Origin of the sequence: Serratia sp. H402Y (assembly GCF_051172415.1) — a bacterium.
GTDB lineage: Bacteria > Pseudomonadota > Gammaproteobacteria > Enterobacterales > Enterobacteriaceae > Serratia > Serratia ureilytica.
In genome coordinates, this window is record NZ_JBPIYZ010000001.1 from 2,244,000 (window position 1) to 2,268,631 (window position 24,632).

Below are 24,632 nucleotides of genomic sequence, written 5' to 3' on the forward strand. Positions count from 1 at the left end.
TTATAATCACTTGCATTTTTATCTTACTCGTCGTTTTTATTTGGGGAGCGTTACCTTCCCCTGAATCCAACCGCGGGTGAATATTTTCATCTGATGTGACTTTGCCTGATATCCAATAAAGCGAAAAACGGGATTGTTTTTGTGCGGCGCAACATGTTGCCCGCAGGTATCTACCGGAAGCCTTGCACACACAATGAAAGTCGTAAAACCTTTGCGTCTGAGCACGCTTCATCGCCCCTACCGTTGGCAGGGGGAAAATTATCTGGGCGTTTCCGTTTTGGCGTTAGCCGACATGGGGGCGTCCCCACGTCTGCGCCCCGAGCCTGAACTATGGCAACTCGCCAGCGAAGAGCTGACCTTGAGCGGCGGCGTGCTCGATCTCGCCTTTCCTAAAGCCTGTGCAGAATTTCTTGCCACCGGCTACGCCTATACCCATCATCAAGCTGATAAAACCGCTTGTGCGGTTAAAATCCAGTTGGATACGCTGGAGAAAACGCTGGTGGTCTTCGGCGATCGTCACTGGATCAATGATCGCCCCTCATCCCCACTCCCCTTTGATGAAATGCGTCTGGATTGGAGCCGCGCTTTCGGCGGCCCGCAATGGGTTGAAAACCCGCACGGCCTTGGCGCTAACCCAGAAACACTTCCACGGGGTTCTCGCTGTCCCCTCCCCAATATCGAACCGCTGCACAATCGACTGAGCTCGCCGCGCCAGACTGCGCTCCCCGTCAGCTTTGACGCGTTGGACATCAATTGGCCACGCCGTTTCAGCCGCATCGGCAAAAAATACGACGCCAACTGGCTGCAAAATGAGTTCCCAGGGCTGGCCAGCGATACTGATTGGCGCCTGTTTAATATGGCGGATCACGATCAGCAATGGCCGCAGCGTGATGCACTTCCGAGCGGCGCCACCTATCGTATTTGGAACATGCATCCGCAGATCCCCTGCCAACAAGGACAGCTACCAACGTGGATAGCCCGCTGCTTTATCAATCGGCTGCGACACGGCGAACCCGAGATCGAAGAAATCGCCATGCGGCACACGACAGTCTGGTTCTTTCCGCATCGCCAACAGATGTTGTTGATTTATCACGGCAGCGTACGTATTGACGAAGACGACGCCGCTGACGTTCTGCACCTTATGCCGGCGTTAGAACTGTCCGGTGCCGCTCGCTCAGCCAATCATTATCGCAAGGTATTGCGCCAACGCAGCGATACCGAGAAAGGCGGTTTATTCGCCTTTCGCGAAAAAGAGCTGGTGCCTGAATCGGCCATCGGCCCCTGGTTGGATACGAAGCAAACGACAGAAGAAAGCCCGGCGGTGCGCAACCTCACTCGTTATCAGCAACACCTGCAACAACACTATCGCGATCGCCGACTCTCGGAAGGTCAGGACATCGATGAAGCACTTCCCCCGACGGAACGCCCCGCATTGGATGAGTTGCCCGACTATGTCGAGCGTCTTGAACAGGAGGCTGAGCAAAGACAACAGGCTCTGTATGACGAACTGCGGGCCCAGGGGGTTGATCCGCAAAGCGTCGTCGAGGCGCCGCCGTCAAGCAGCGGGCATGAAAATTTCCAGCAGATGCGGGATATGCTCTACCAACATAGCGATCCCGCCGATCGTCGCCGCCTGGAAGAACAGGAACAAGCGCTGTATCAGGCCTACCTGATGACCGCACAATCACAAGGCCCTGCGCTGCGGCTGAGTGGCGACTTAGCGACGATCATACGTAACCGCGCGATGGCCACCCAACGCGGCGATAAAAACTTTAGCGGTATCGATCTGACCGGCGCCGATCTTTCCGGTTTGGATCTCACCGGTGCAGACTTCAGCCGTTGTCTGCTGGAAAACGCCAATTTCAGCGGTTGCCGTCTCGACCATGCTAATTTTGAACAAGCGATGTTGGCGCGTGCAGACTTCACCGGCGCCCGCCTGCAAGGGGCTAACCTGAATCACGCCTCCCTGGCGTTGGCTCACTGTGAGAACGCTGACTTTTCTCATGCAACCCTGGTGGAAACCAATATTCAGGAAACGCTGTTCAAAAACTGCAATTTCACGGGAAGCAGACTGGAGCAGTTGGCGGGATACCGCACTTTTATGACGCAATGCAATTTCTCCCAGGCCACGCTCTGCGTCATCACGATGATGGCTTTGACATTGAGCCAGCTGAAATTTCATCAAGCCAAGCTGGAGAAAGTGACGTTCATTCGCTGCCAACTCGAAGGGTTCGACTTCAGTCATGCTCGGCTTGATACCTGTTCGTTGGTCGAAACCCGTGCGGAAGGCTGCTCATTTCAGGGGGCCAGACTGCAAACATGCTCTTTTGTCGCACAGAGCGCGATGCCCAGAGCGAACTTCAGCGAAGCGACGCTCAAGCAATGCAATTTGCGTCAGTTACCGCTGCATCAGGCCTGTTTTCGTCTTGCACGGATTGATAACAGCGACTTCTCCGAGGCCCAGCTCACTGCCGCCAACCTGCAGAAAGCGAACGGCAATGGCAGCTTGTTCATCCGCTGCGACTTCAGCAACGCCGATCTGACTAACGCCAGTTTTGTCAGTGCAGTGATGCAAAAAAGCCTGTTCAGCGGCGCCGATTTACGCGGCGCTAATTTGTTCCGCGCCGACCTGTCGCAATCGCGGATTGACGGCTCAACAAAAATTGATGGTGCTTATACCCGACAAACAAAAACGCTGCCTCGCACCGTTCAGGAGAAATTATGACGCTTGAAGCAGAAAGCGTTCGGCAGCAAATAGAGCGCGGTGAACCTCTGCAGGAATGTGACATCAGCCATTTGGATCTGCGCGGTTGGGACCTGTCCGGCGTAATTTTTTCACGAGTCAATCTGCAAGGTATAGATTTCAGCGGATGCAATCTGCAGGAGACCACCTTCAGTGAATGCTGTCTGGATCGGTGCTGTTTCGCCCGGCAAACCTTGCATCAGACCACCTTCAATCAGTGCGCCCTGGCGGGGGCCGACTTCACAGAGTGCCGGCTGGAACAAAGCATTTTCAATGAATGTCGGCTTAACGATGCCAGTTTCAAGCAGGCCGTGCTCGACCAAACGCAATTTATGCGCTGCCCACTCGAATGCGGTGATTTTGGCGCGTCAATCCAGGATCGCGTGACCTTTTACGAAACGGCATTACAGCAGGTTAACCTGGCTCAAAGTCAGTTGTCACTTGTCACCTTCTTTCGTCTTGACCTTCGTAGTACTGATTTAAAAGGCTGTTCGTTCGACCGCGTCACGTTTTTCGAATGCGACCACCGGGGCAAAAGTTACGCCGGGCAGCGCCTGATCGCCTGCCAGTTTACCGATAACCAATTGGACGACGTCGACTTCAGCCAGGCGACGCTGCGCCAAAGCAACTTCAAGGGCGCTTCGCTGCGGCGCGCCAACCTGACGGGCGTGCAGGCGCAGCAGTCGCTGTGGCTGGAGGCCAACCTGACTCAGGCGCAGTGCCGCAGCGGGCAGTTCGATCAGGCGATTTTCAGCGAAGCGACGCTGGACGCCGCCAACTTCAACCAGGCGCGTCTGTATCAGGGCGTGTTCCAGCACAGCCGCGCGGCGCGCTGTGATTTCAGCGACAGCGACCTGACCTACGCCGATTTTTGTTATGCCGACATCGGCGCCGCCGATTTCCGGCGTGCGCGCTTCATGCGCACCCGCATGCACCGCGCCCACCAGCAGCAAACGCGCTGGGGCGACCGCAGCGGCATTCTCGAGCGCGACGAAGAGCTGTACGCCGCCGAAATCTGGAGCGCACAGCGCCAAAGCCGCATTTGAACGTATTGACCACTTCACGAGGGGATCACCATGAGCGTTGTCAACACTACTCGCGCCGTCAACATCGCGCCGCCCCAACAGGCCGCCGGCCAGGTCGTCAACCTGTTGCCGGACGGCAGCCTGGTGGTGGAATGTGAAGGCCGCGGCTGGCATTGCCGCCGTGCGGCCAGCTGCCTGCTGACGCCGGCCCTCGGCGATAGCGTGCTGGTCGCCGGTTGCGGCCACCAGCTGTGGGCGATCGCCGTCCTCGAGCGCGCGGAACCGCAAAACGCGGCGCGGCTGAGCGTCGAAGGCGATCTGCACATTGAAACGCTGCACGGCTCGCTGTCGCTGCACGGCGCGCAGGCGCTGAACCTGAGCGGCGACGCCATGACCCTGCAAGCGAACAGCGGCGACTGCCACGTCGACAAGATGAAATACAGCGGCGAAGAGCTCTCGGCTTTCGTCAGCATCAGCCGCCTGGTCGGCAAACGCTGCGAGTCACTGTGGCATTCGGTCAGCCAGATCAGCCACTCGCTGTTTCGCAAAGTGCGCCAGACCGAGCACGTGCGCGCCGGGCAGCTGGATTATCAGGCGGAAGATTACGCCCGCATTCATGCTCGCAACACGCTGATTACCTCGAAAGACATCACCAAGCTGGATTCGGAACAGATCCACGTCGGATAACCTTGCGGAGGCCTTTTATGTTTGCCAACAGCCAAATGATCGGCGTGGACCTGGCGTTTCCCGACGTCTGTCTGACGCCAAGCCCGGCGCCGGTGCCCATTCCCTACCCGGATATCGCCCTGGCGCCGACCGCCATCCCGAACGCGTTCAACATTCTGTTCGTCGGCACCCCGGCGCACAACATGGCGACGGTGACGCCACTGACCAACGGCGACAACCCCGGCGTGGCCACCGGCGTCGCTTCCGGCACGGTGATGGGGCCGTCCCGCCACCTGACCGGCGCCTTTACCGTGCTGCTCAAAGGCACCCCGGCCACCCGGCTGACCAGTCTCAGCCTGCAGAACTCCACCAACGCGCTCGGCATGCGCATCGTGCCGAGCCAATTAAAAGTGTTGCTGCTTGCGCCCTGATGACGGCGCTTTATTACACAGCCATTCAATCAAGAAAAAGAGGACATTGTGAAAACACGGATTACCCTGACGTTGTTGACCGCCCTGACGCTTGCCGGTTGCTCCACCCCACCGCCACCGCCGCCGGCGCTCAATAACGACGCCATCGTCAGCAGTGAAGTCAACGGCGTCACGCTAAAGCACCGCGCCGCGGTGAGCGCGCCGAAACAGTTCAAACCGATCGGTGAGGAGTACCGCAGCCTGTACGCCGCCAGCATCATGAGCAGCCCGAATTATACCGGCACCGCCGTCGGCAGCCTGGACAATGCCGCCGCGTTCTACGCGCTGGGCGAAGTGGAAAACAACTGGCTGGCGATCTCCGCCATCCGTGGCGGCGATCTGGTGGGGTATATCCAGGCCAACGCCGGCGTGCCGGAAGCGCGCTACAAAGCGACGCTGCGCAAAGATCTGCCGCGCCGCGCGCGCGCCGCCAAGCAGGACTGCGTTAAAGTCGGCGGCGACAGCAAGGCGTGCAAAAACGCCGGCTCAGCCACCTGGATCCTCCAGTAGTCAGCACGCCTGCGGGCGACGAGATTCCCATGACGACGACCCCTATCGCTTCCCGCTGGTGCGGGATGCTGTTTCTGCTGCTGGGCGCGCTGGCGCTCGGCGGCTGCATGTCTTCCGCGAAAAGCGTGCCGGCGCGTTACAGCCTGGTCTTCGACGCTGACCGCCAGGTCAACGCCGCCGCCGGCGCGCAACCGGCGCCGATCAAAATTCGCGTGCTGCTGCTGCGCTCGGATGCGGAATTCATGGAAGCCGACTTTTTCAGTCTGCAAAACGACGCCAAAAGCGTGCTCGGCAACAGCCTGCTGGACAGCGATCAGTTCTTCCTGACGCCGGGCCAGACCGGCAAAAAGCTCGGTGGGCAAAGCACATTGGACGCACGTTACATCGGCGTGATCGCCGAATATCAAAATCTGGACGGCAAGACCTGGCGCATTTCACTGCCGCTGCCGGAACCCACCGAAACCAATTTCTACAAGGTATGGCAATTCTCGCCGGATGAGCTGGAAGCGCATATCGTCGCGGGCGTGAGTGGCCTGCGCCCCGTAAAAAAGGTCGACTGACCTACCGCTGCGCTGAAGCGAAGTAACTATAGGTGTGATGATGAAAGATGCTCATAAGGTTGTCTGGACTGAGGGGATGTTTTTGCGCCCTCACCATTTCCAGCAGGCGGAAAACTATCTCGAAGGCTATATGCGCAACTGGGGCCAGGCCCACAGCGGCTGTTTCTGGGGATTTCTCACCCTGGATCTGGACCAAACGCTGCTGCGCCAGGGCAAGATCGCGCTCAACGCCGCCAGCGGCATCATGCCCGACGGCACGCCGTTTCGCTTCTCCGGCGCCCAGCAGGCGCCCGCGCCGCTGGCCATCGCCGACAACAAGACCGGTGAAAACGTGGTGCTGGCTCTGCCGACCTATCGCGCGGGGCGTGAAGACGTGATCTTTCAGGAAAGCCCGGAAGCGCTGGCGCGCTATCTGGCTTACGAGACCGAAGTCGACGATCTCAACGCCGTCTCGGTGGGCAGCGCGGCCTTGCAATTCGGTCGCCTGCGCCTGCGGCTGATGCTGGAGAGCGAGCTGAACGCCGAATGGACGGCGCTCGGCGTCACCCGCGTGCTGGAAAAGCGCGGCGACAACAGCCTGCGTCTCGATACGGCGCAAATCCCGCCGATGCTGAACTGCCAGGGCAACCCGGTACTGAAGACCTTCATCAACGATCTGCAGGGTCTGCTGCAACAGCGCAGCCAGCAGATGAGTCAACGCCTGCTGCAACCGGGCCGCGGCGGCAGTTCCGAAATGGTCGATTTCATGCTGCTGCAGCTGATCAACCGCCATCTCGGTCAGGTGAGCCATGCCTACCACCTCGACCATCTGCACCCGGAGCGCCTGTTCGCCGATTGGCTGCAGTTCGCCACCGAACTCGCCAGCTTCTCGGCGCAGCGCACCCCGGAAGGCCGCCTGCCGGTGTATGACCACGACAATCTGGCGCTGTGCTTCGGCAAGCTGATGCTGTTGCTGCGTCAGGGCCTGTCGGTGGTGCTGGAGGACAACGCCATTCAGCTGACGCTGGTCGAGCGCTCCCACGGTCTGAACGTCGCCACCGTGCAAGACGCCAAAATGATGCGCGACTTCGGCTTCGTGCTGGCGGTGCGCGCCGACGTGGCCGCCGAGGTGTTGCTGACCCACTTCCCGGCGCAGATGAAGATCGCCCCGGTCACGCGCATCCGCGATCTGGTGCAGCTGCAGCTGCCGGGCATCGGTCTGCGCACCATGCCCGTCGCGCCGCGCCAGATCCCTTATCACGCCGGCTACACCTATTTCGAGCTGGAAAAAGGCGGCGACCTTTGGAAACAGATGGAAAAATCCAGCGCCTTCGCCCTGCACCTGGCCGGCGAATTTCCGGGGCTGGACATGGAATTTTGGGCGATTCGCAGCCATACGGACCGGTAACCTATGACTCAGGAAAATAGCATGGCGCCGGCGGCCAACCCGCTGGTGGACGCCGCCAACCCGCTGCTGAACGCCATTTCGCAGATCCGCCAATCGGCCACGCACGCCAACCCGGCGCAGCTGCGCCAACAGCTGATCGACGAAATGCGCCGCTTCGAGATCCGCGGCCAACGCGCCAACCTGCCGTACGAAGTGATCATCGGCGCGCGTTATTGTCTGTGCACCGCGCTGGATGAAGCGGCGGCGCTGACCCCGTGGGGCAGCAACAGCGTGTGGTCCGGCAGCGGGCTGCTGGTGACCTTCCATAACGAAACCTGGGGCGGCGAGAAGTTCTTCCAGCTGCTGGCCAAGCTGTCGCAGAGCCCGCGCGAGCACATCAATCTGCTGGAGCTGATCAATTATTGCCTGCTGCTGGGCTTTGAAGGCCGCTACCGGGTGATGGAAAACGGCCGCTCGCAGTTGGAAACCATGAAGCAGCGCCTGCTGCAGCTGATTCGGTCGGTGCGCGGCGGCTACGCCCCGCCCCTGTCGCCTCATGCGTTGGATCTGCCGGTACAACAGAAACTGTGGCGTCCGCTGGTGCCGCTGTGGGCCTGCGTGGCGCTGACCGGCTTCCTGGCTTCGCTGCTGTTTATCGCCCTCAACTGGCGGCTGGGCGACAACACCAGCCCGGTGCTGGCAGCGATTTACCAAACCAACCTGCCGCAGGTGGCGATCGGTAATCCGGCGCCGGCCGCGCCGCCGACGCTGAGCCTGAAAAGTTTCCTGCGCAAGGAGATCGCCGAAGGATTGGTGGTGGTGCGCGACGAAGCGCAGCAAAGCGTGGTGATCCTCAAAGGCGACGGGCTGTTCGACTCCGCCGCCACCACGGTGCGCGCCAACTATATTCCGGTCATCGACCGCATCGCCGCCGCCATGAACGGCGTCAGCGGCAAAATCCTGGTCACCGGCTACAGCGACAACGTGCCGATCCGCAGCGCCCGCTTCGCCTCCAACTGGGAGCTGTCGCTGGCGCGCGCCGAAGCGGTCAGCGCCCGCTTGCAAAAACACCTCGCCAACCCGCAGCGGGTCAAGGCCGAGGGCCGCGGCGAGAGCAACCCCGTCGCGCCGAACGATAACAAAGTGAACCGCGCGTTGAACCGCCGGGTAGAAATTACGCTGTTGGTCGCCCCGGAAAACACCCAGGCGGAAATCAACGGCTTGCCGCAAGGAACCGGAAAGTAATGCTCAGTACGTTATTCTCCATCATCACCAGCCGCCTGCTGTGGGGCTTTGTCGGCATCACCGCGCTGGCGTTCATCATCTGGACGATCGGCCCGCTGGTCGCCATCGGTGACTATCGCCCGCTGGAGCCGGAACTCAACCGCCAGATCGCCATCGGCACTATCTACCTGATTTGGTTCCTGTGCCGCCTGATCCCGCGCCTCTACAGCGCCTGGTTCAACAGCCGTCTGCTGAGCAATCTGCGCGCCGCCGAAGCGGTGCCGGCGGAAGACGGCAAGCCCGCGATCAAACCAGACGATCCGCTGGCCCAGCGTTTCGACGAAGCTGCGCAGCTGTTGAAAAAGGCGCGCTTCGCCCCGGGCCAGGGCGACGGCAAACATCGCTGGATGACCCGCTTCAGCCGCCAATATCTGTATCAGCTGCCGTGGTATGTGATCATCGGCGCGCCCGGCGCCGGTAAAACCACCGCGCTGGTCAACTCCGGCCTGCATTTTCCGCTGGCGGATCGCTTCGGCAAGTCCGCGCTGCGCGGCGTGGGCGGCACCCGCAACTGCGACTGGTGGTTTACCAACGACGCGGTGCTGCTCGACACCGCCGGCCGCTACACCACCCAGGAAAGCCAGCGCGAAGAAGACGCCGGCGAATGGCAAAGCTTCGTCGCGCTGCTGAAAAAATATCGCACCCGCCAGCCGATCAACGGCGTGATGGTCACCATCAGCGTCGCCGATCTGCTGAGCGACAGCGCGGAAGCGCGCGCCGCGCAGGCCAGCGCGCTGCGAAAACGCCTGATAGAACTGCACGAACAGCTGGGCATTCACTTCCCGGTCTATGTGCTGGTGACCAAAACCGACCTGCTCAACGGCTTTATGGCCTATTTCGGCAACTTCGACAAAGCGCAGCGCGACCAGATCTGGGGATTCACCTTCCCTTACGAGCGCTCGCGGCAGCCGGACTTCAACCTGAACGCCGCCTTCGAACAACAATACGCCCTGCTGCAACAACGGCTGGATGCGGCGCTGCCGGATACGCTGCTGATGGAGCACGACGCGCGCCAACGCGCCGAAAGCTACCTGTTCCCGCAGGAGTTCGCCGCGCTGCGCCCGCTGCTCGGCCAATATCTGGAACAGGTGTTCGCCACCTCCAGTTTTGAAACCCGCTTTACCCCGCGCGGCATCTACTTCACCAGCGGCACTCAGGAAGGTCTGCCGTTTGACCGAGTGATGGGCGAACTGAACCGCTACCTGCAGCTGCCGCCGGCCAACTCAGGGGCGCAGGTCAACGCGGCCTGGGACAGCGTGGGCCAGGAAACGCCGATCCCGGCAGCCAAAGGCCAGAGCTTCTTCCTGAAAGAGACGCTGGAATCGGTGGTCTTCCAGGAGTCCGGGCTGGCGGGCAGCAACCGCTGGTGGGAATACCGCAACCGCGCCCTGCACTGGGCGGGGTACATCGCGCTGGCGGTGATCCTGGCGGTGCTGGCGATGTTGTGGTTCACCAGCTACGGCAACAACAAGGCCTATCTGGCGGAAGTGGCCGCCAAGGTGCCCGGCGTCGAGCGCCAGGGGCAAAGCCTGACCCAGTTGGGCAACGGCGATATGTTCTCGCTGCTGCCGTTCCTCAACAGCCTGCTGCATCTGCCGGACAGCCAGAACTTTTCGCTGGACGATCCGCCGTTCACCTATCGCATGGGATTGTTCCGCGGCGATCAGGTCGGCGACGCCGGCAATGCCCTGTACCAAAAAGCGCTGAAAGAACTGCTGCTGCCGCAGGTGGCGCAACAGATCGCCGCCACGCTGCGCAACGATAACCACGGCGACGCGGACTTCAGCTATGAAGCGCTGAAGGCCTACCAGATGCTGTATCTGCCGAAGCAGTACGACGGCAAATTCCTGCGCGCCTGGGTGATGCTCAACCTGCAGCGCAACCTGCCGCAGGGCAGCACCCAAAAACAGCTGCAGCAGATCGAATGGCACCTGAGCCAACTGCTGGATACGCAGATCCAGGCCTCGCCTTACGCCAAAGACGAGCCGTTGGTGGCGCAGGCGCAGGCCGCGCTCAATCGGGCGCCGCTGTCGCAACGCGTCTACGGCCGCCTTAAGCGTCTGCTGCTGAAACAGACCGACATCAAGCCGGTCAGCCTGGTCGATTTGGCCGGTCCGCAGACCGAACTGGCGTTCAGCCGCAAAAGCGGCAAACCGGTGACCGACGGCGTGCCGGGCCTGTTCACCTCACAGGGGTATTGGAAAGCGTTCAACGACAACATCGATCCGGTGACCGATACCCTGCGCAAGGAAGACGTCTGGGTGTTGAACAGCCAGACGCCGGAGCAGAAAAGCGCCGATCTGACCAAGACCATCCGTCAGCTGTACATGCAGGACTTTATCAGCGCCTGGGATGAGCTGCTGGGCGATATCCAACTGGCCAACATCGGCAACCTGACCCAGCGCATCAGCAGCGCGCGCCTGCTGTCCGGCAATCCGTCGCCGATGCGCAATCTGCTGGTTAACGTCAGCAAAAACGTCACCCTGCGCGACGAGAAAAGCGACGCCGATTCCCGCTCGCTGCTGGCCAAAACCGAAGACAAGCTGAATCAAAACGCCAACCGCACGCTGGAGGCGCTGTTCACCAACCGGCCGGCCAACGCCGACGGCGACGTGTCTGCCCAACCGGAACAGCTGGTGATGGCGCACTTCGCGCCGCTGCTTGAGCTGGCGCAAAGCCAGGGCGAAGGCAATAAGGCGATCCCTTTCGACAGCGTGCTGAAACAGGTCGATGAGCTGTACAGCTACCTGACGGCGGTGCAAGGCGCGGCCAACAGCGGCATGTCGGCGCCGCCGAGCGACATCATCCCGCGCCTGCAGGCCGAATCCGGCCGCTTGCCGGTGCCGTTCAAACAGATGCTGCTGTCGCTGGCGATCGGCGCCAGCAGCGACACCCAGCGCAAAGAGATGGAGAACGTGAAAAAGCGCATCAGCTTCGAGGTCGGCAGCTTCTGCCGCCAGGCGATCGCCGGGCGTTATCCGTTGGTGGCCCGGGCGCGCCAGGAAGTGACGCCGGACGATTTGGCGCGCATGTTCGCGCCGAACAGCGGGCTGATGGACAGCTTCTTCCGCGACAACCTGCAGGGCAAGGTCGATACCACCCGCGCCAACTGGCGTTTCACGCCCGGCGTGGACGGCAAGACGCTGCCCGGCGGCGAAGGCATCCTGCGGTCGTTCCAGCAGGCGCAGCGCATCCGCGACGCCTTTTTCGCCAACGGCACGGCGACGCCCTCTTACCGCGTGACCGTGCGGCCGGTGCGGATGGATAACGACATCCTCAACCTGACGCTGGATATCGACGGGCAGCTGTTCAAATACAGCCACGGCCCGCAGGTGCCGCTGGTGGTCAGCTGGCCGGGCACCCGCAATACCAACCAGGTGCATCTGCAGCTGGCGCTGGCCAACGGCACCACCGCCAGTCTGGTGACCAGCGGGCCGTGGGCGCTGAACCGCCTGGTGGATATGGCGCAGTCTTCGGGCACCGGCGGCCTCGGCCGTCAGGCGACGTTCAATCTCGACGGCCACCGCGTCACGCTGGAGTTCACGCCCAACAGCATTCGCAATCCGTTCCAACTGCCGGCCTTCTCGTGCCCGTAGCCCCGAAAGGACATGACCATGAGCACTGATTCAAGCGCCCCGACGAGCATCGGCTGGTACGGCAAACTTCCTTCCGCCGGTGACTTCCTGCAACGCCGTTTGCCTGACCCGGTGGTCAACAACTGGGCCCACTGGTTCCATAACGGGCTGGTGAATTTGCAGCGCGATGCGCAGGGGCCAAACGATCACCCGTTCAGCAACGCGCCGGTGTGGAACTTCGTGATCCCCGCCACGCTCGGCAGCCAGTACGTGCAGATGGGCTGCCTGTTGCCGGCGCGCGACCGCGTCGGGCGGCGTTACCCCATCTGCGCGCTGCGCTTGTTCAGCCAACAGGATTGGCGCCCGCAACAGCTGAACATGGCGGCGAGCTGGTACCAACAGCTCGGCCATACCCTGCTGAACGGCGTGCGCAACGGCTTCTCCGCCGAACAGATCGACCGCACGCTGCAGGCGATCCCGGCGTTGCCCAGCCCGCCGGCGGAAGCGGACTCCGAGATCTTGTCGATTATCGGTTTCCAGCATCCGGACGTACCGGGCCTCGGCTGGCAGCAGGCCGCCGACTGTTTCGATCCGGCGCAGTACACCAGCTTTTGGTGGACCAATCAGGCCGACGGGCACCCGCTCTACACCCACGTGCACAGCGGCAACCTCACCGTGCAGCTGTTTTCATTGCTGTTCGAACCCAACGGCTGGGCGCGCCCAGGCCGCGGCGGCCAGTACCCGCAAATGTTTGATTAACATCGCTCGTTGAAGGAAATCTTATGGCTATCGACACCGATACCCTGCTGGCCCCGGTTGACGCGGACACGCCCTGCGGCGACAACCTGGAATACGACGCCGACTTTCTGGCCATGGCGCGCGCCGCCACCGGCAAAGCCGAACAGCAATTCGGCAGCACCATCATTCCGGAAGAGGCGCCGGATTGGGTGCAGGTCGAGCGTCTCGCAAGCTCGCTGCTGGCGCGCACCAAAGACCTGCGCGTCATGCTGTATCTCACCCGCGCCTGGACCCAGCTGCGCGGATTGCCGGGCTATGCCGACGGGCTGACGCTGATCCACCAGGCGATACTCCGCTACTGGGATGCCCTGCAGCCGCCGCTGGAGTTCGACGGTGAGGCCGACCCGCTGTTTCGCATCAACGCGCTGGCCGACCTTGGCGACAAGGCCGCGCTGGCCGCCAGCGTGCGCGCCGCACCGCTGCTGAAAAGCGCCGCCGGTGAAATCTCGCTGCGCGATGCCGGCGCCCTGCTCGACGGCAGCAAGCAAGAGTGCCCCAACTTTCCCGGCGGCCGCGCACGGCTGCAGGATGAGCTGGCGCAACAGGATCGCCCCGAAGGCGCGCTGGTGATGCATATCGCCAACACCCTGGCCGCCATTCGCAGCGAAGTCACCCGCCATCTGGGTGAAAGCGCGCTGCCGGAAATGAGCGCGCTGACCAAGGTCTTTTCGCTGGTGGCGCTTGCTGGCCAGAGCGAGGCCCCGACCGCCACCGAAGCGGACACCACACAGGAAACCGCCGCTGAGCAGCCACCGGCCGCCGTGCAGAGCACCTCTGCCTCACTCAACTGGCGCAGCGCGCAGATCCAGTCGCGCGATGACGCCCAGCTGATGCTGGACAAGGTGAAAAACTATTTTCGTCTTCATGAGCCAAGCCACCCGGCGCCGCTGATGATCGATCGGGTACAGCGACTGATTACGCTGGACTTTATGCAAATCGTCCGCGATTTGGCGCCCGATGGGCTTAACCAACTGGAGACCATTCTCGGTCGCCCCGACAACGAGGAGAACAGCTAGCCGCCGACTTTTGTTCTCTTGACGACACCCGATACCGTCTGCCCCTGCGCAGACCCGAATCAGAACCTGACTCTCCCAGCCGGACGAGGCGCGTTCCCAATCGCCATTAGATGGAGTAAATCATGTCAAACTCGAAATCCCGCAGCGGGCAGAAATTCATCGCCCGCAACCGCGCGCCGCGCGTACAGATTGAATACGATGTCGAAATTTATGGCGCAGAGCGCAAAATCCAGCTGCCGTTCGTGATGGGCGTGATGGCGGATCTGGTGGGGAAAGCGGTCGATCCGCAAGCCAGCGTTGAGGAGCGCAAGTTCATGGAAATCGACGTCGACAACTTCGACGAGCGCATGAAATCGCTGAAGCCGCGCGTCGCTTATCAGGTTGACAATACCCTGACCGGCGAAGGCAAGCTGAACATCGATCTGACCTTCGAAAGCATGGAAGACTTCTCCCCCGCCGCTATCGCCCGCAAGGTCGACGCACTGGACAATCTGCTGGACGCCCGCACCCAGCTTTCCAACCTGCTGTCCTACATGGACGGTAAAAACGGCGCCGAGGAGCTGATCTCCAAGATCCTGCAAAACCCGGCGCTGCTGAAATCCCTGACCGACGCGCCGAAGCCGGCGGTTAACGATGACAACAACGAGCGTGAGGATTAATCGATGAGCAACTCGCCTCAGCAACAAAATGCGTTGCAAACCACCGAGACTTTTTCCAGCGATGAGTTCAGCGCGCTGTTGAACAAAGAGTTCCGGCCGAAGACCGATCAGGCCAAAGACGCGGTCGAGAACGCGGTGAAAACTCTGGCGCAGCAGGCGCTGGAAAATACCGTCACCGTTTCTTCCGACGCCTACCGCACCATCCAGGCGCTGATCGCGGAAATCGACGAAAAGCTGTCGCAGCAGATCAACCAGATCATTCACCACGACGATTTCCAGAAGCTGGAAGGCGCGTGGCACGGCCTGCACTACCTGGTCAACAACTCTGAAACCGACGAGATGCTGAAGATCCGTTTCATGAGCATTTCCAAGCAGGAGCTGGGCCGCACGCTGAAGCGTTATAAAGGCGTGGGCTGGGATCAGAGCCCGATCTTCAAGAAAATCTACGAAGAAGAGTATGGCCAGTTCGGCGGCGAGCCCTTCGGCTGCCTGGTGGGCGACTACTACTTCGATCACAGCCCGCAGGACGTGGAGCTGCTGGGTGAAATGGCCAAGATCGGCGCCGCCTCACACTGCCCGTTCATCGCCGGCACCGCGCCAAGCGTGATGCAAATGGAGTCCTGGCAGGAGCTCTCCAACCCGCGCGATCTGACCAAGATTTTCCAGAACACCGAATACGCCGCCTGGCGCAGCCTGCGCGAATCGGAAGACGCGCGCTACCTGGGCCTGGTGATGCCGCGCTTCCTGGCGCGCCTGCCGTATGGCATCCGCACCAATCCGGTGGACGAGTTTGACTTCGAAGAAGATACCGACGGCGCGACCCACGGCAACTACACCTGGACCAACGCCGCCTACGCCATGGCCGCCAACATCAACCGTTCGTTCAAAGAGTTCGGTTGGTGCACCGCCATTCGCGGGGTGGAATCCGGCGGCGCGGTGGAGAACCTGCCGTGCCATACCTTCCCGAGCGACGACGGCGGCGTGGACATGAAGTGCCCGACCGAGATCGCCATCAGCGATCGTCGCGAAGCCGAGCTGGCCAAAAACGGCTTTATGCCGCTGGTGCACCGCAAAAACTCCGACTTCGCCGCCTTTATCGGCGCGCAGTCGCTGCAGAAGCCGGCGGAATACTACGACGCCGACGCCTCCGCCAACGCCCAGCTTTCCGCGCGCCTGCCATACCTGTTCGCCTGCTGCCGCTTCGCGCACTATCTGAAGTGCATCGTGCGCGACAAAATTGGCTCCTTCCGCGAGCGCGACGATATGGAGCGCTGGCTGAATGACTGGATCATGAACTACGTGGACGGCGATCCGGCCAACTCATCGCAGGAAACCAAGTCGCGCAAACCGCTGGCCGCGGCGGAAGTGCAGGTGGAAGAGATCGAAGACAACCCGGGCTACTACAGCGCCAAGTTCTTCCTGCGCCCGCACTACCAGCTGGAAGGCCTGACCGTCTCCCTGCGCCTGGTGTCGAAGCTGCCTTCGCTGAAGCAAAACGACGCGTCCTGATGGGCTGGAGTCAGGCCGCGATCGCGCGGCCTGGCTGATGTATCAACCTCATCGTCAGCCTATCGCAGAAAACCCGGATCGCATGTGGAACCAAGATAACGCGAAATAATTAAGCATTGAGCCATTATCATTTTAATAATGGCTCGGTAACCCGTACCGATAGTTTTCGGTATTTAAGAAGGTGCATGGCACAAGGATATAAATTGGTAATGCATTACCACACTTGCAATTCCTGCTGCTATTACCTGAGTTTTTCAACGTAACGTTAATACTACTGTTAACCCTTAATAAAGAGTGAAGAAACTATGGCTATTGATATGTTCCTGAAAGTTGAAGGTGCCAGCGGCGAATCCAAAGATTCGAATCACAAAGGCTGGACCGACATTACTTCTTTCTCCTGGGGCGCTTCTCAACCGGGCAATATGGGCGTTGGCGGCGGCGGTGGCGCCGGTAAAGTGTGCTTCAACGATCTGCACGTCAACGCGCTGATCGACAAGTCAACCCCGGCCTTGCTGAAACACTGCTCAAGCGGCAAACACCTGACCAAGATTGAGCTGTCGGTTTGCAAGGCGGGCGGCACCCAGGTTGAATACGCAAAAATCACCCTGGAAGACGTGCTGGTTACCGCCGTGCAGTACACCGGTGCAGGCGGCGAAGACACCGTGGGCGTCACCTACTCCTTCCAGGCGGCGAAAGTGAAACAGCAGTACTGGGAGCAGAGCGACAAAGGCGGCAAAGGCGCCGAAAGCAGCGCAGGTTGGAACATCAAGGAAAACCGCGAAGCTTAATCTGCATGCCCCCCCGGTTACGGCCGGGGGGATTAATATAGGGAAATAACAATGAATAATAATCGCCCCATTTTTTCAGCCGCATGGGCTGCAAGCACTAAAATATATAACGCGCAATATTCAGCTCAAAATGTTGCCAAGATTATCGGCGGGCGTGTCGCCATGAATATTGCGCCCAATGGAAAGTGGGAAAACACCTGCGCTGTGCGTATGAGCTACATCTTGAATAAATCTGGCTTCCCCATTCCTTATGTAAAAGATCAGACCGTATCAGGCGCCGATCGTCAATGGTATTTTTTTAGAGTTAAAGATCTTATCGCTTATCTGACAAAGATCTGGGGCAAACCCGACCTTCGAGTCAAATTCCCTCCTCCAGGTGGTGGTGAATTAGCCGGAAAGAAAGGGATCATACTGTTTGAAATTGCAGGTTGGAGCGATGCTGGAGGACATGCTACGCTTTGGAATGGGAACGGCGATTGTTATGATCATTGTTATTTCAATGAACCAGAAGCTCGCTATACAACAAATTACGCTAACTTTTGGGTATTGAGATGAAAAAAATCCTTATCTCTTTTCTTTGTATATATGCTACTTGTGCTATAGCACAGAAAAACCAAGAAGAACCCATTGAAAAGTGGCCACCGCAAGCGGCGTACCGAAACTATTTGCAAAACTACAAGGATATTGCTCTGACCTATTGCATTTCCGTCGCTTATAAGACATCACCAGAGGCTAGCAAAGATGCAATTGCCTCATCGAATGGAATCGATGCTTGGTCATACTATGCAATTCGTGATGAAGAATCCCCTATCATCAAGCTGACAAAGCAGTATTTGCAAAAGAATTACAATGCTAAGGATGGGAAAAGTCGCTTAGACTTAATGAAGTGCATGGATATGTACCATAGTGAAGAGCTTGATAAACTTGCGAAAGATTATGTACAGCGCCCTAATGATAATTGGGTGAAAGACAATCCGGACAGAGTAAATGAAAATTCTCCTCGGAAATAATCAGTGAAAAAAATCTCACTGACTGTGGCCATCGCCGCAACGTTGAACGTCAATGCAGCGACAGAAATTGACTATTCCCCTGCCGAGTACCTCAAAAACTACGCGCTCAGCGTTTGCATCGCCGAGGGGTACTCAGCAAAAGAAGTCAAAAACGATGCCGCCGCCGCCGCTCGGGGTTACATGGAGTTCGGCGATTATTCTCTGGAGGCGCATACCGCCGTCAGGGCGCTGGCAAAAGAATTTCTGGCAAAGCCCTATGACAGTATGTCAGGGGAGCCGATGACGATGGCAAAGTGCATCGATCTTGTACATAGCCAAGCGTTGCAAGCCATCATCAAGAAGTACCAAGGGAAAGACGACAACTGATAATAAATACGCATCCTTACATATAATAAATGTTAGTTTAGAAAAATAGGAAAGGAATCCTGATGCAATACAAAACAAAAGCAGATCTGGATAGATCTGTCGATGAACTCAAAAAACTATCAAGAACGTTTTCACGACAGTATCTATACACCAACGAATCAAGAGCTAATTTCTCACTGGAAATAGACAAACTTATTCAGTTTGCACAAAGGGATATCAGTATACACTGCACATCCTACTCTGGGGCAATCAGTATAATTGAAGAGGAAATCAACAACCTCAAACAACAAGAATTCAACATTAATACAGGTAAAGCCAAGCTCTTTGTCGCAATAAAAAAAGAAAAAAGAGAAAGATTTTCAAACCTGGTGATGAAACAAGTTGGTTTTGTCAGCGGCGGCTCTCAGATATTTGCCGGAATCGGAACCTGTGCACTTTCTGCAGGCATCGCCTGCGGGGGCGTTGGCGTACCGTTAATGGCTCAAGGAGCAAATAATGTTTACGAAAGTGGCTATTATTTACTTTTCAGAAAAGATAAGGTTGGCAGTATAAGAGAGGCATACCACTACGCGGCTAACTATCTAGGTTATAATAAAAATGAAGCTGACATCGTTTATAGTTCCGTTGACATATCACTATCCGGGTACGGTATATTTAGCAAGTCATTAAGACCTGACTCTTGGCGGTTGTTTAAACACATAAATAGCGATTATATTATTGGATGGAAAAAGCTTGGCACGGTTCCATTAGGCGCAGAGGTTTTTTCCAATGCCATAACTGGCTATGGAATTTACAAATTAATCGATGAGGAAACAAAACAGTGATCGATGACGTCACGCTTTCCACCTACTCTTACTCATTTGTGTTTTTATACTTTTTCCTGTCAGTCTTAGTATTTGTCGGGCTTTATCACCTAAAACAAAAAACCAACAATAGAAAATCCTATTCCCTTTTTGTGATAGCTACCACAGTAAATTTATTTGCAAGCATCATCCAAGGTTTAGTATTTAACTATGGTTCTGAGATACTGGATCCAATTCTCAATATAAAATTTCAAGACTATGATGAGGTGTGGTACGCCAGTATTATATTCGCCCTTACTTACCTGTCTCAATTACCAACTAACCTCTATTACAAAAGAAAGACTAAGAATAATGCGAATAATAGCAAAGACATCACCTGACATATACAGCCTCACGTTATTACATTGAAGTTTTCGACCATATAATGCGTTAGCCAAAGAATTTAGTCACTCACATTCAAAGCTCTCTCTTAGGAAAGAAATCAAGTCAAACTCATCCAGTTATCGAGTTTCACTGTCTGGCCATAAGATCTAATCAGCAGGAATGCCTTATGCGATTTTCCATTGTAAAAAATAAAAGCGGCCAGGTTCCGCCGCAGAGCAGTTGCGATTTTCTGCCGCCGGGCGGCACCATCGGCCGCAGCGTGGACAACAACCTGGTGCTGCCGGACGAAGAGCGCGCCATTTCCCGTCTGCAGGCGATCGTGCACATTTCCTCTGACGGCGAATGCCGCATCACCAATCGCGGCAACGTCACCCGCGTGCTGCTGAACGATATTCCGCTGGAGCGTGGCCGCCAGGTTGAACTGCAGGATGGCGACGTGCTCGGCATCGACGATTACCAGATTGAAGTCAGCGCGCTGCAACAGCACGCCGCGCCGCAGGCTCAACCGGTGGCCAAGGCCGTTGCCGCTGCTGCGGCCCCTGCAGCCGCCGCCAAAGAAAAATCCGCCGCGCCGATCCCCAACGAAATCTGGGACAGCCTGGTGGAAGAATTTACGCCGAATGCGCCGGCCGCCGTCACCCCGCCGCCGGTAGCCAATCCAGACAGCCATCCGCTGCTGGACACCCCCACTCGCGAGCTGAATCCGGCCGATCCGCTGGCGCAGCTGGCGGGCGATGTCGATCTGCGCCAATTGCAACAACAGCAAACCGATCCGGCCGCCTTGTTCAACACCGACTCCACTTTTGAGCGTGAGCATATCCTGGCCGACACCACCCCCAGCGCGCTGCTGGCGGAGCAGGCTGCGCCACCGCGCCCGGCTCCCCCCGTCCAGAATGCGCAGCAACCGGAACAAGAGCTGGATCCGCTGGCGCTGTTCGGCGGTTCATCCGCGCCCGCTTCGCCAGAGACGTTAAACAGCAACGACCCGCTGGGGCTGTTGATGGGCGGCGCCGTGCCGCTGGCTCAGCCGGAGGAACCGGCACAACCGCCGTCCCCACCACCGGCGCCGATCGCCGCACCACCGCAAGCGCCGCGCCCACAGCCGACGCCGACGCCCGTGCAGAGGCCCGAGCCGCAACCCCAACCCGCGCCACAGTTCAGCCAGCAGGAACCGCCTGCGCAACCTCCGCGCCCGCGCCAGGGCAACCGCTTGGGCATCGATCCGGTCGCCTACCAGTCCGCCCAGCGGCAGCACGCCGCCGCGCCGAATGGCGACACCTTGGAGGGGCCGCTGCTGACGGCGCTGTTGCAAGGCATCGGTCTCGACGATCTGCAGCCGCAGCCGCATTTCGACGAACAACAGATCCGCCAGGCCGGCCGCCTGCTGAGCCTGTTCTCGCAAGGCACCGTCGCCCTGCTCTCATCCCGCTCGATCCTCAAGCGCGGCGTGAAGGCCGAGATGACCATGATCCTCGACGAGGCCAACAACCCGTTCAAACTGCTGCCTTCGGGGAAAACGGTGCTGATGCAGATGTTCGGCAGCCAGATGCCGGGCTTTATGCCGCCGGAACAGGCGGTGCGCGATGCGCTGATCGACCTGCAGGCACACCAGCTGGGGATGATCGCCGGCATTCGCGCCATCATCGCCGCCATGCTGCAGTCCTTCAACCCGGAGCGCCTCGAAGAGGAAGCGCGCAAGGAAGGCGTGGCGCCGCGTCTGTCGCTGCCCGCCAACCGCAAGGCCGCGCTGTGGGACTACTTTGTGAAGAACTATCAGCAAACCTCCGGCGAGATCGAGGACGATTTCCACACCCTGTTCGGCGAAGCCTTCCTGCACGCCTATGACGTTGAAGTGAATCAATACAAAGACTCACAGACCAAACCGGACGCGTAATGAATATCACCATAGCCTCTACCTCCAATCAGGGCGGCCGCGCCTCCAACCAGGATCAGACCGGCGAGGTGCTCGGCAACCGCGCCGCCTGCTTCGTGGTGTGCGACGGCATCGCCGGTTTTCCGGGCGGCGATATCGCCGCCAAACTGGCGCGCGACACCATTTTGCAAAACTTCGACGGCGAAAAGCACCTGAACGCCCAGAGCATTCGTCAGCACATTACGCGCGCCAATGCCGCCATCCACCAGCAGCAGCGGCAGTCGGACGAATACAGCAAGATGGGCACCACGCTGGTCAGTCTGTTTATCGATCGCGATTACCAGCTGGCCTACTGGGCGCACGCCGGCGACAGCCGCCTGTACCTGTTCCGCCGCGGCTACCTGCATGCCGTCACCACCGACCACAGCCTGATCCAACAGATGCAGGACGCCGGTTATCAGACCAACGGCATCAACAGCAACCTGCTGTATTTCGCGCTGGGGCTCAACGAAGAGCGCGACGCCACCTACAGCGATGTGCTGCAGCTGGAAGACGGCGACGTTTTCCTGCTGTGCACCGACGGCTTCTGGCACAGCTTCAGCCAGGCCGAACTGGAACAGTCGCTGCACATGGTCAACTCCCCCAGCGAGTGGATCGCCCTGATGCAGCAGGCATGGAAGAAAAACAATAACAGCGATAACTACAGCGCTATCGCCGTCTGGATTGGCTCACCGCAGGAAACCACCCTGCTGCATTCGCTGGCGGATGCGGAACGGTTTCTCATCCGCGACTGAGTCGGCGCACATTCACAGCAAGGTTCACTATGAAATACTGGATGCCGGGGCTCGTCGCCCTGATGGCGGTACCGACCGCGCAGGCGATGAACTATCGCCTGGTTTACTCCCCCAGCCAGAAGCTGGAAGTGTTTATCGATGACGTCAAGAACAGCAATCCGGAAAGCTGGTGCGGCAAAAGCATCCCGCTGCGCATCGTCTCAGCGCAAGGCAAAGATCCGGCCGTGTTGAACGACTTTCTGCCCCGCGTCGGCAATCTGCTGGAAAAGCAGTGCCCAAAAGCCGGTCATCTGCCCTGGACGCTGACCGACAAGCGCGGTGAGAAGCTGGCGACCGGCGAAGCCGCCAAAGCGCGCGGCTGGAAACCGGTGGTCAAACAAGAGACCGCCGAGCAGCCGCAAACCCCGCCGCCGCCGACCATTCCTGCGGCGGTGGCCGTCACCTCTGCGCAGGCGGACACCGCGCCGCCACAGCGTTTTAGCCTGCCGCAGGGCTGCCACTTCCGCACCTTCTGGGGTGACGAAGCCACCGGCGGCGCGCTGTTCATTCCCGCCGGCGACGCGCTGCGCTGCGGCGAGGACGGCTGGCTGCAAGGCAGCGGCGCGGTCACGCTGCAACACGGCGGGCAAACCCTCTCGCCGACGCTGTGGTTCCTGCAAGGTTACCCGCTGGCGAAGATCAACGGCGGCGATCGCGCGCTGACCGTCGTCAGCGCCAACGCCCAACGGCTCATTTTGGGCGGCAACCCGCAGGCGCCGGGCAGCTTCCTGCTGCTGACCTTCGAACCGCAGTTGCATGCCTGGGCGTTCAACGGTGAAGCGATCGTTGAAATGCCGCGTGTCGACGCCGCCGACGAGACCAAGATCACACAGCGCGTGCAGCAGGCGCAAACCGCCTGGCAGCCGCTGCTGAGCGCCTCCGCCCCGCTGACCTTCAAGCTGGTGGAACAGTTGGCCGCAGACCGGGTCGATCCCGCCAGCGGCAGCTACCTGTCGGTTAACGGCGCCACTCACTGATTATAAGGAAAGCCTGTGAAATCATTAGCAAGCATGCTGCAAGGCCAGTCGATCGCCGCGGCCATCACCGCCGTCGAGAACGATATCAAGGCAAAACCGGCGGATGCCGACCTGCGCGCCGCGCTGGTGCAACTGCTGTGTCTGAGCGGCAACTGGACGCGCGCCAACGCGCAGTTGAAATCCTGGCAGGCGCTGAAACCGATCGCCCAACCAACCACCTTGCTGCTGATGCAGTCGGTCAACGCCGAGCTGCAACGCCAGGCGGTATTCGCCGGCACGGCCGAGCCGACGCTGCTGCGGCAGGCGCATCCCTGGCTGAAACTGATGGTGCAGGCGCTGCATCAGGATGCGCAAGGGGCGGCCGAGCAGGCCCAGACGCTGCGCGATGAGGCGCTGGAGGCCGCCCCGGCCGGCGCCGGGCGGTTAATGTTGGCCGAAGGCGACCAAGAGCGGCAGCTGAGTTTCGACTGGCTGACCGACGGTGACGGCCGCCTCGGGCCGGTGTGCGAGCTGGCGCTCAACGGCGTTTACTACTGGGTGCCGTTTGCCGACATCGCCGCGATCCAGTTCCAGGCGCCACAGAGCGCCATCGATCTGGTGTGGAGCCATGCGCTGGTGCGCCTGACCGACGGCCGCGAACAGGTATGCCAACTGCCCGCCCGTTACCCGCTGCCCGAAGGCAGCGACGACGCGCTGCTGCTCGGCAAACGCACCGAATGGCAACCGCTCGGCGACGGCGCCCACTATGCGGGGCTGGGCCTGAAGACCTGGCTCAGCGAAAGCGACGAATTCCCGCTGCACAGCCTGCGGCAGTTGAGCTTCGACGCGAGCGCCTGACCATGAACGACAAGCGCCCACCCCACTATGACGGCGGCGATCTGCGCCGCCAGGGCTATCGCTCTCGTCAGGACAGCGAACGCCTGACTTCACGCGACAAAATGCAGCCGGTGCTGCTCGACATGCTGACCGACGACGAACCGCAGAAAAAGCAGGAGGCGCAGGTGCGCAACCTGGTGTCGCACAGCGAGCTGCGCCGCCGGGTATTGCGCGATTTGCAGTGGCTGTTCAACTGCGTCAACAGCGAATCCAATCTGGATCTCGGCGATTTTCCGCAGGTGCGGCGTTCCACCCTGAATTACGGCATCGCCTCGCTGGCGGGCAAGCGCATGTCGGACATCGAATGGCTGGACATTCAGCGCGCGCTGACCGATTCCATCCTCCATTTCGAGCCGCGCATTCTGCCCGACGGGTTGCAGGTGCGCTGCATTTCGGACACCGGCTCGCTGGAGCTGCACAACGTGCTGTCGATCGAAATCAAGGGCCGCCTGTGGTGCGTGCCCTATCCGCTGGAGTTTCTGTTCCGTACCGACGTGGATCTGGAAAACGGCCACTTCGATCTGAAAGACATAGGGTAAGG

Annotated in this window: 23 protein-coding genes; all 23 read left to right on the forward strand. The window is 59.4% G+C overall.

What is annotated here, in order from left to right; translation table 11 throughout:
* Positions 1-193: 193 nt before the first annotated feature.
* A complete protein-coding gene (locus tag ACSBQS_RS11010) occupies positions 194-2,725 on the forward strand; it encodes a DUF2169 family type VI secretion system accessory protein (protein WP_197666055.1) in 2,532 nt (843 codons plus the stop codon).
* The gene (locus ACSBQS_RS11015; protein WP_033650853.1) at positions 2,722-3,789 is read left to right on the forward strand and encodes a pentapeptide repeat-containing protein; all 1,068 of its coding nucleotides are present in this window, start codon (positions 2,722-2,724) and stop codon (positions 3,787-3,789) included. The genes ACSBQS_RS11010 and ACSBQS_RS11015 overlap by 4 nt, the downstream gene beginning before the upstream one ends.
* 30 nt (positions 3,790-3,819) lie before the next feature.
* Positions 3,820-4,455 carry a DUF3540 domain-containing protein gene (locus tag ACSBQS_RS11020; RefSeq protein ID WP_033650852.1) on the forward strand — a complete coding sequence of 212 codons (636 nt, stop codon included), beginning with the start codon at positions 3,820-3,822 and terminating at the stop codon, positions 4,453-4,455.
* A gap of 17 nt (positions 4,456-4,472) precedes the next feature.
* Positions 4,473-4,865 carry a DUF4150 domain-containing protein gene (locus ACSBQS_RS11025; protein ID WP_033643549.1) on the forward strand — a complete coding sequence of 131 codons (393 nt, stop codon included), beginning with the start codon at positions 4,473-4,475 and terminating at the stop codon, positions 4,863-4,865.
* 48 nt (positions 4,866-4,913) lie between these two features.
* Complete coding sequence (gene tagV, locus ACSBQS_RS11030) at positions 4,914-5,414, forward strand: type VI secretion system accessory protein TagV (protein WP_033643550.1); 501 nt, start codon at positions 4,914-4,916, stop codon at positions 5,412-5,414.
* A gap of 29 nt (positions 5,415-5,443) precedes the next feature.
* Positions 5,444-5,974 carry a type VI secretion system lipoprotein TssJ gene (tssJ, locus tag ACSBQS_RS11035; protein ID WP_033643551.1) on the forward strand — a complete coding sequence of 177 codons (531 nt, stop codon included), beginning with the start codon at positions 5,444-5,446 and terminating at the stop codon, positions 5,972-5,974.
* 40 nt (positions 5,975-6,014) lie between these two features.
* Positions 6,015-7,361 carry a type VI secretion system baseplate subunit TssK gene (tssK, locus tag ACSBQS_RS11040; protein ID WP_033644304.1) on the forward strand — a complete coding sequence of 449 codons (1,347 nt, stop codon included), beginning with the start codon at positions 6,015-6,017 and terminating at the stop codon, positions 7,359-7,361.
* A 21-nt stretch (positions 7,362-7,382) separates the two neighbouring features.
* Positions 7,383-8,585, forward strand: coding sequence for a DotU family type VI secretion system protein (locus tag ACSBQS_RS11045; RefSeq protein ID WP_049272050.1), 1,203 nt, complete (start codon positions 7,383-7,385; stop codon positions 8,583-8,585).
* Positions 8,585-12,220 (forward strand): type VI secretion system membrane subunit TssM, encoded by a 3,636-nt coding sequence (gene tssM, locus ACSBQS_RS11050; RefSeq protein ID WP_434990502.1) that lies wholly within the window; start codon positions 8,585-8,587, stop codon positions 12,218-12,220. The genes ACSBQS_RS11045 and tssM overlap by 1 nt, the downstream gene beginning before the upstream one ends.
* An 18-nt stretch (positions 12,221-12,238) precedes the next feature.
* On the forward strand, positions 12,239-12,958 hold the full coding sequence (tagF, locus tag ACSBQS_RS11055) for a type VI secretion system-associated protein TagF (protein ID WP_033643553.1): 720 nt from the start codon (positions 12,239-12,241) through the stop codon (positions 12,956-12,958).
* 23 nt (positions 12,959-12,981) lie between these two features.
* Positions 12,982-14,013, forward strand: coding sequence for a type VI secretion system protein TssA (gene tssA, locus ACSBQS_RS11060; protein ID WP_197666054.1), 1,032 nt, complete (start codon positions 12,982-12,984; stop codon positions 14,011-14,013).
* A 122-nt stretch (positions 14,014-14,135) separates the two neighbouring features.
* The gene (tssB, locus tag ACSBQS_RS11065; RefSeq protein WP_015378282.1) at positions 14,136-14,672 is read left to right on the forward strand and encodes a type VI secretion system contractile sheath small subunit; all 537 of its coding nucleotides are present in this window, start codon (positions 14,136-14,138) and stop codon (positions 14,670-14,672) included.
* A gap of 3 nt (positions 14,673-14,675) precedes the next feature.
* On the forward strand, positions 14,676-16,181 hold the full coding sequence (gene tssC / locus ACSBQS_RS11070; protein ID WP_197666053.1) for a type VI secretion system contractile sheath large subunit: 1,506 nt from the start codon (positions 14,676-14,678) through the stop codon (positions 16,179-16,181).
* Between the two features lie 305 nt (positions 16,182-16,486).
* A complete protein-coding gene (locus tag ACSBQS_RS11075; protein WP_004934962.1) occupies positions 16,487-16,969 on the forward strand; it encodes an Hcp family type VI secretion system effector in 483 nt (160 codons plus the stop codon).
* A 51-nt stretch (positions 16,970-17,020) separates the two neighbouring features.
* Positions 17,021-17,524 carry a type VI secretion system amidase effector protein Tae4 gene (locus ACSBQS_RS11080; RefSeq protein WP_071525932.1) on the forward strand — a complete coding sequence of 168 codons (504 nt, stop codon included), beginning with the start codon at positions 17,021-17,023 and terminating at the stop codon, positions 17,522-17,524.
* On the forward strand, positions 17,521-17,979 hold the full coding sequence (locus tag ACSBQS_RS11085; protein ID WP_434990506.1) for a T6SS amidase immunity protein Tai4 family protein: 459 nt from the start codon (positions 17,521-17,523) through the stop codon (positions 17,977-17,979). The genes ACSBQS_RS11080 and ACSBQS_RS11085 overlap by 4 nt, the downstream gene beginning before the upstream one ends.
* A gap of 12 nt (positions 17,980-17,991) precedes the next feature.
* Positions 17,992-18,345 (forward strand): T6SS amidase immunity protein Tai4 family protein, encoded by a 354-nt coding sequence (locus ACSBQS_RS11090; RefSeq protein ID WP_050594451.1) that lies wholly within the window; start codon positions 17,992-17,994, stop codon positions 18,343-18,345.
* A gap of 62 nt (positions 18,346-18,407) precedes the next feature.
* Entirely contained in the window at positions 18,408-19,169 is a 762-nt protein-coding gene (locus ACSBQS_RS11095) for a DUF4225 domain-containing protein (RefSeq protein ID WP_187048159.1), read from the forward strand.
* 529 nt (positions 19,170-19,698) lie between these two features.
* Complete coding sequence (gene tagH, locus ACSBQS_RS11100) at positions 19,699-21,426, forward strand: type VI secretion system-associated FHA domain protein TagH (RefSeq protein ID WP_342163403.1); 1,728 nt, start codon at positions 19,699-19,701, stop codon at positions 21,424-21,426.
* The gene (locus tag ACSBQS_RS11105) at positions 21,426-22,199 is read left to right on the forward strand and encodes a PP2C family protein-serine/threonine phosphatase (protein WP_033643559.1); all 774 of its coding nucleotides are present in this window, start codon (positions 21,426-21,428) and stop codon (positions 22,197-22,199) included. Before tagH ends, ACSBQS_RS11105 begins: the two co-directional genes overlap by 1 nt.
* Positions 22,200-22,228: 29 nt before the next feature.
* Positions 22,229-23,215 (forward strand): hypothetical protein, encoded by a 987-nt coding sequence (locus ACSBQS_RS11110; protein WP_047025438.1) that lies wholly within the window; start codon positions 22,229-22,231, stop codon positions 23,213-23,215.
* 15 nt (positions 23,216-23,230) lie between these two features.
* Positions 23,231-24,052 carry a type VI secretion system accessory protein TagJ gene (locus ACSBQS_RS11115; RefSeq protein WP_047025437.1) on the forward strand — a complete coding sequence of 274 codons (822 nt, stop codon included), beginning with the start codon at positions 23,231-23,233 and terminating at the stop codon, positions 24,050-24,052.
* A 2-nt stretch (positions 24,053-24,054) separates the two neighbouring features.
* Positions 24,055-24,630: a type VI secretion system baseplate subunit TssE gene (locus ACSBQS_RS11120; RefSeq protein WP_033643562.1), complete on the forward strand. Its 576-nt coding sequence runs from the start codon at positions 24,055-24,057 to the stop codon at positions 24,628-24,630.
* The last annotated feature ends 2 nt before the right edge of the window (positions 24,631-24,632 follow it).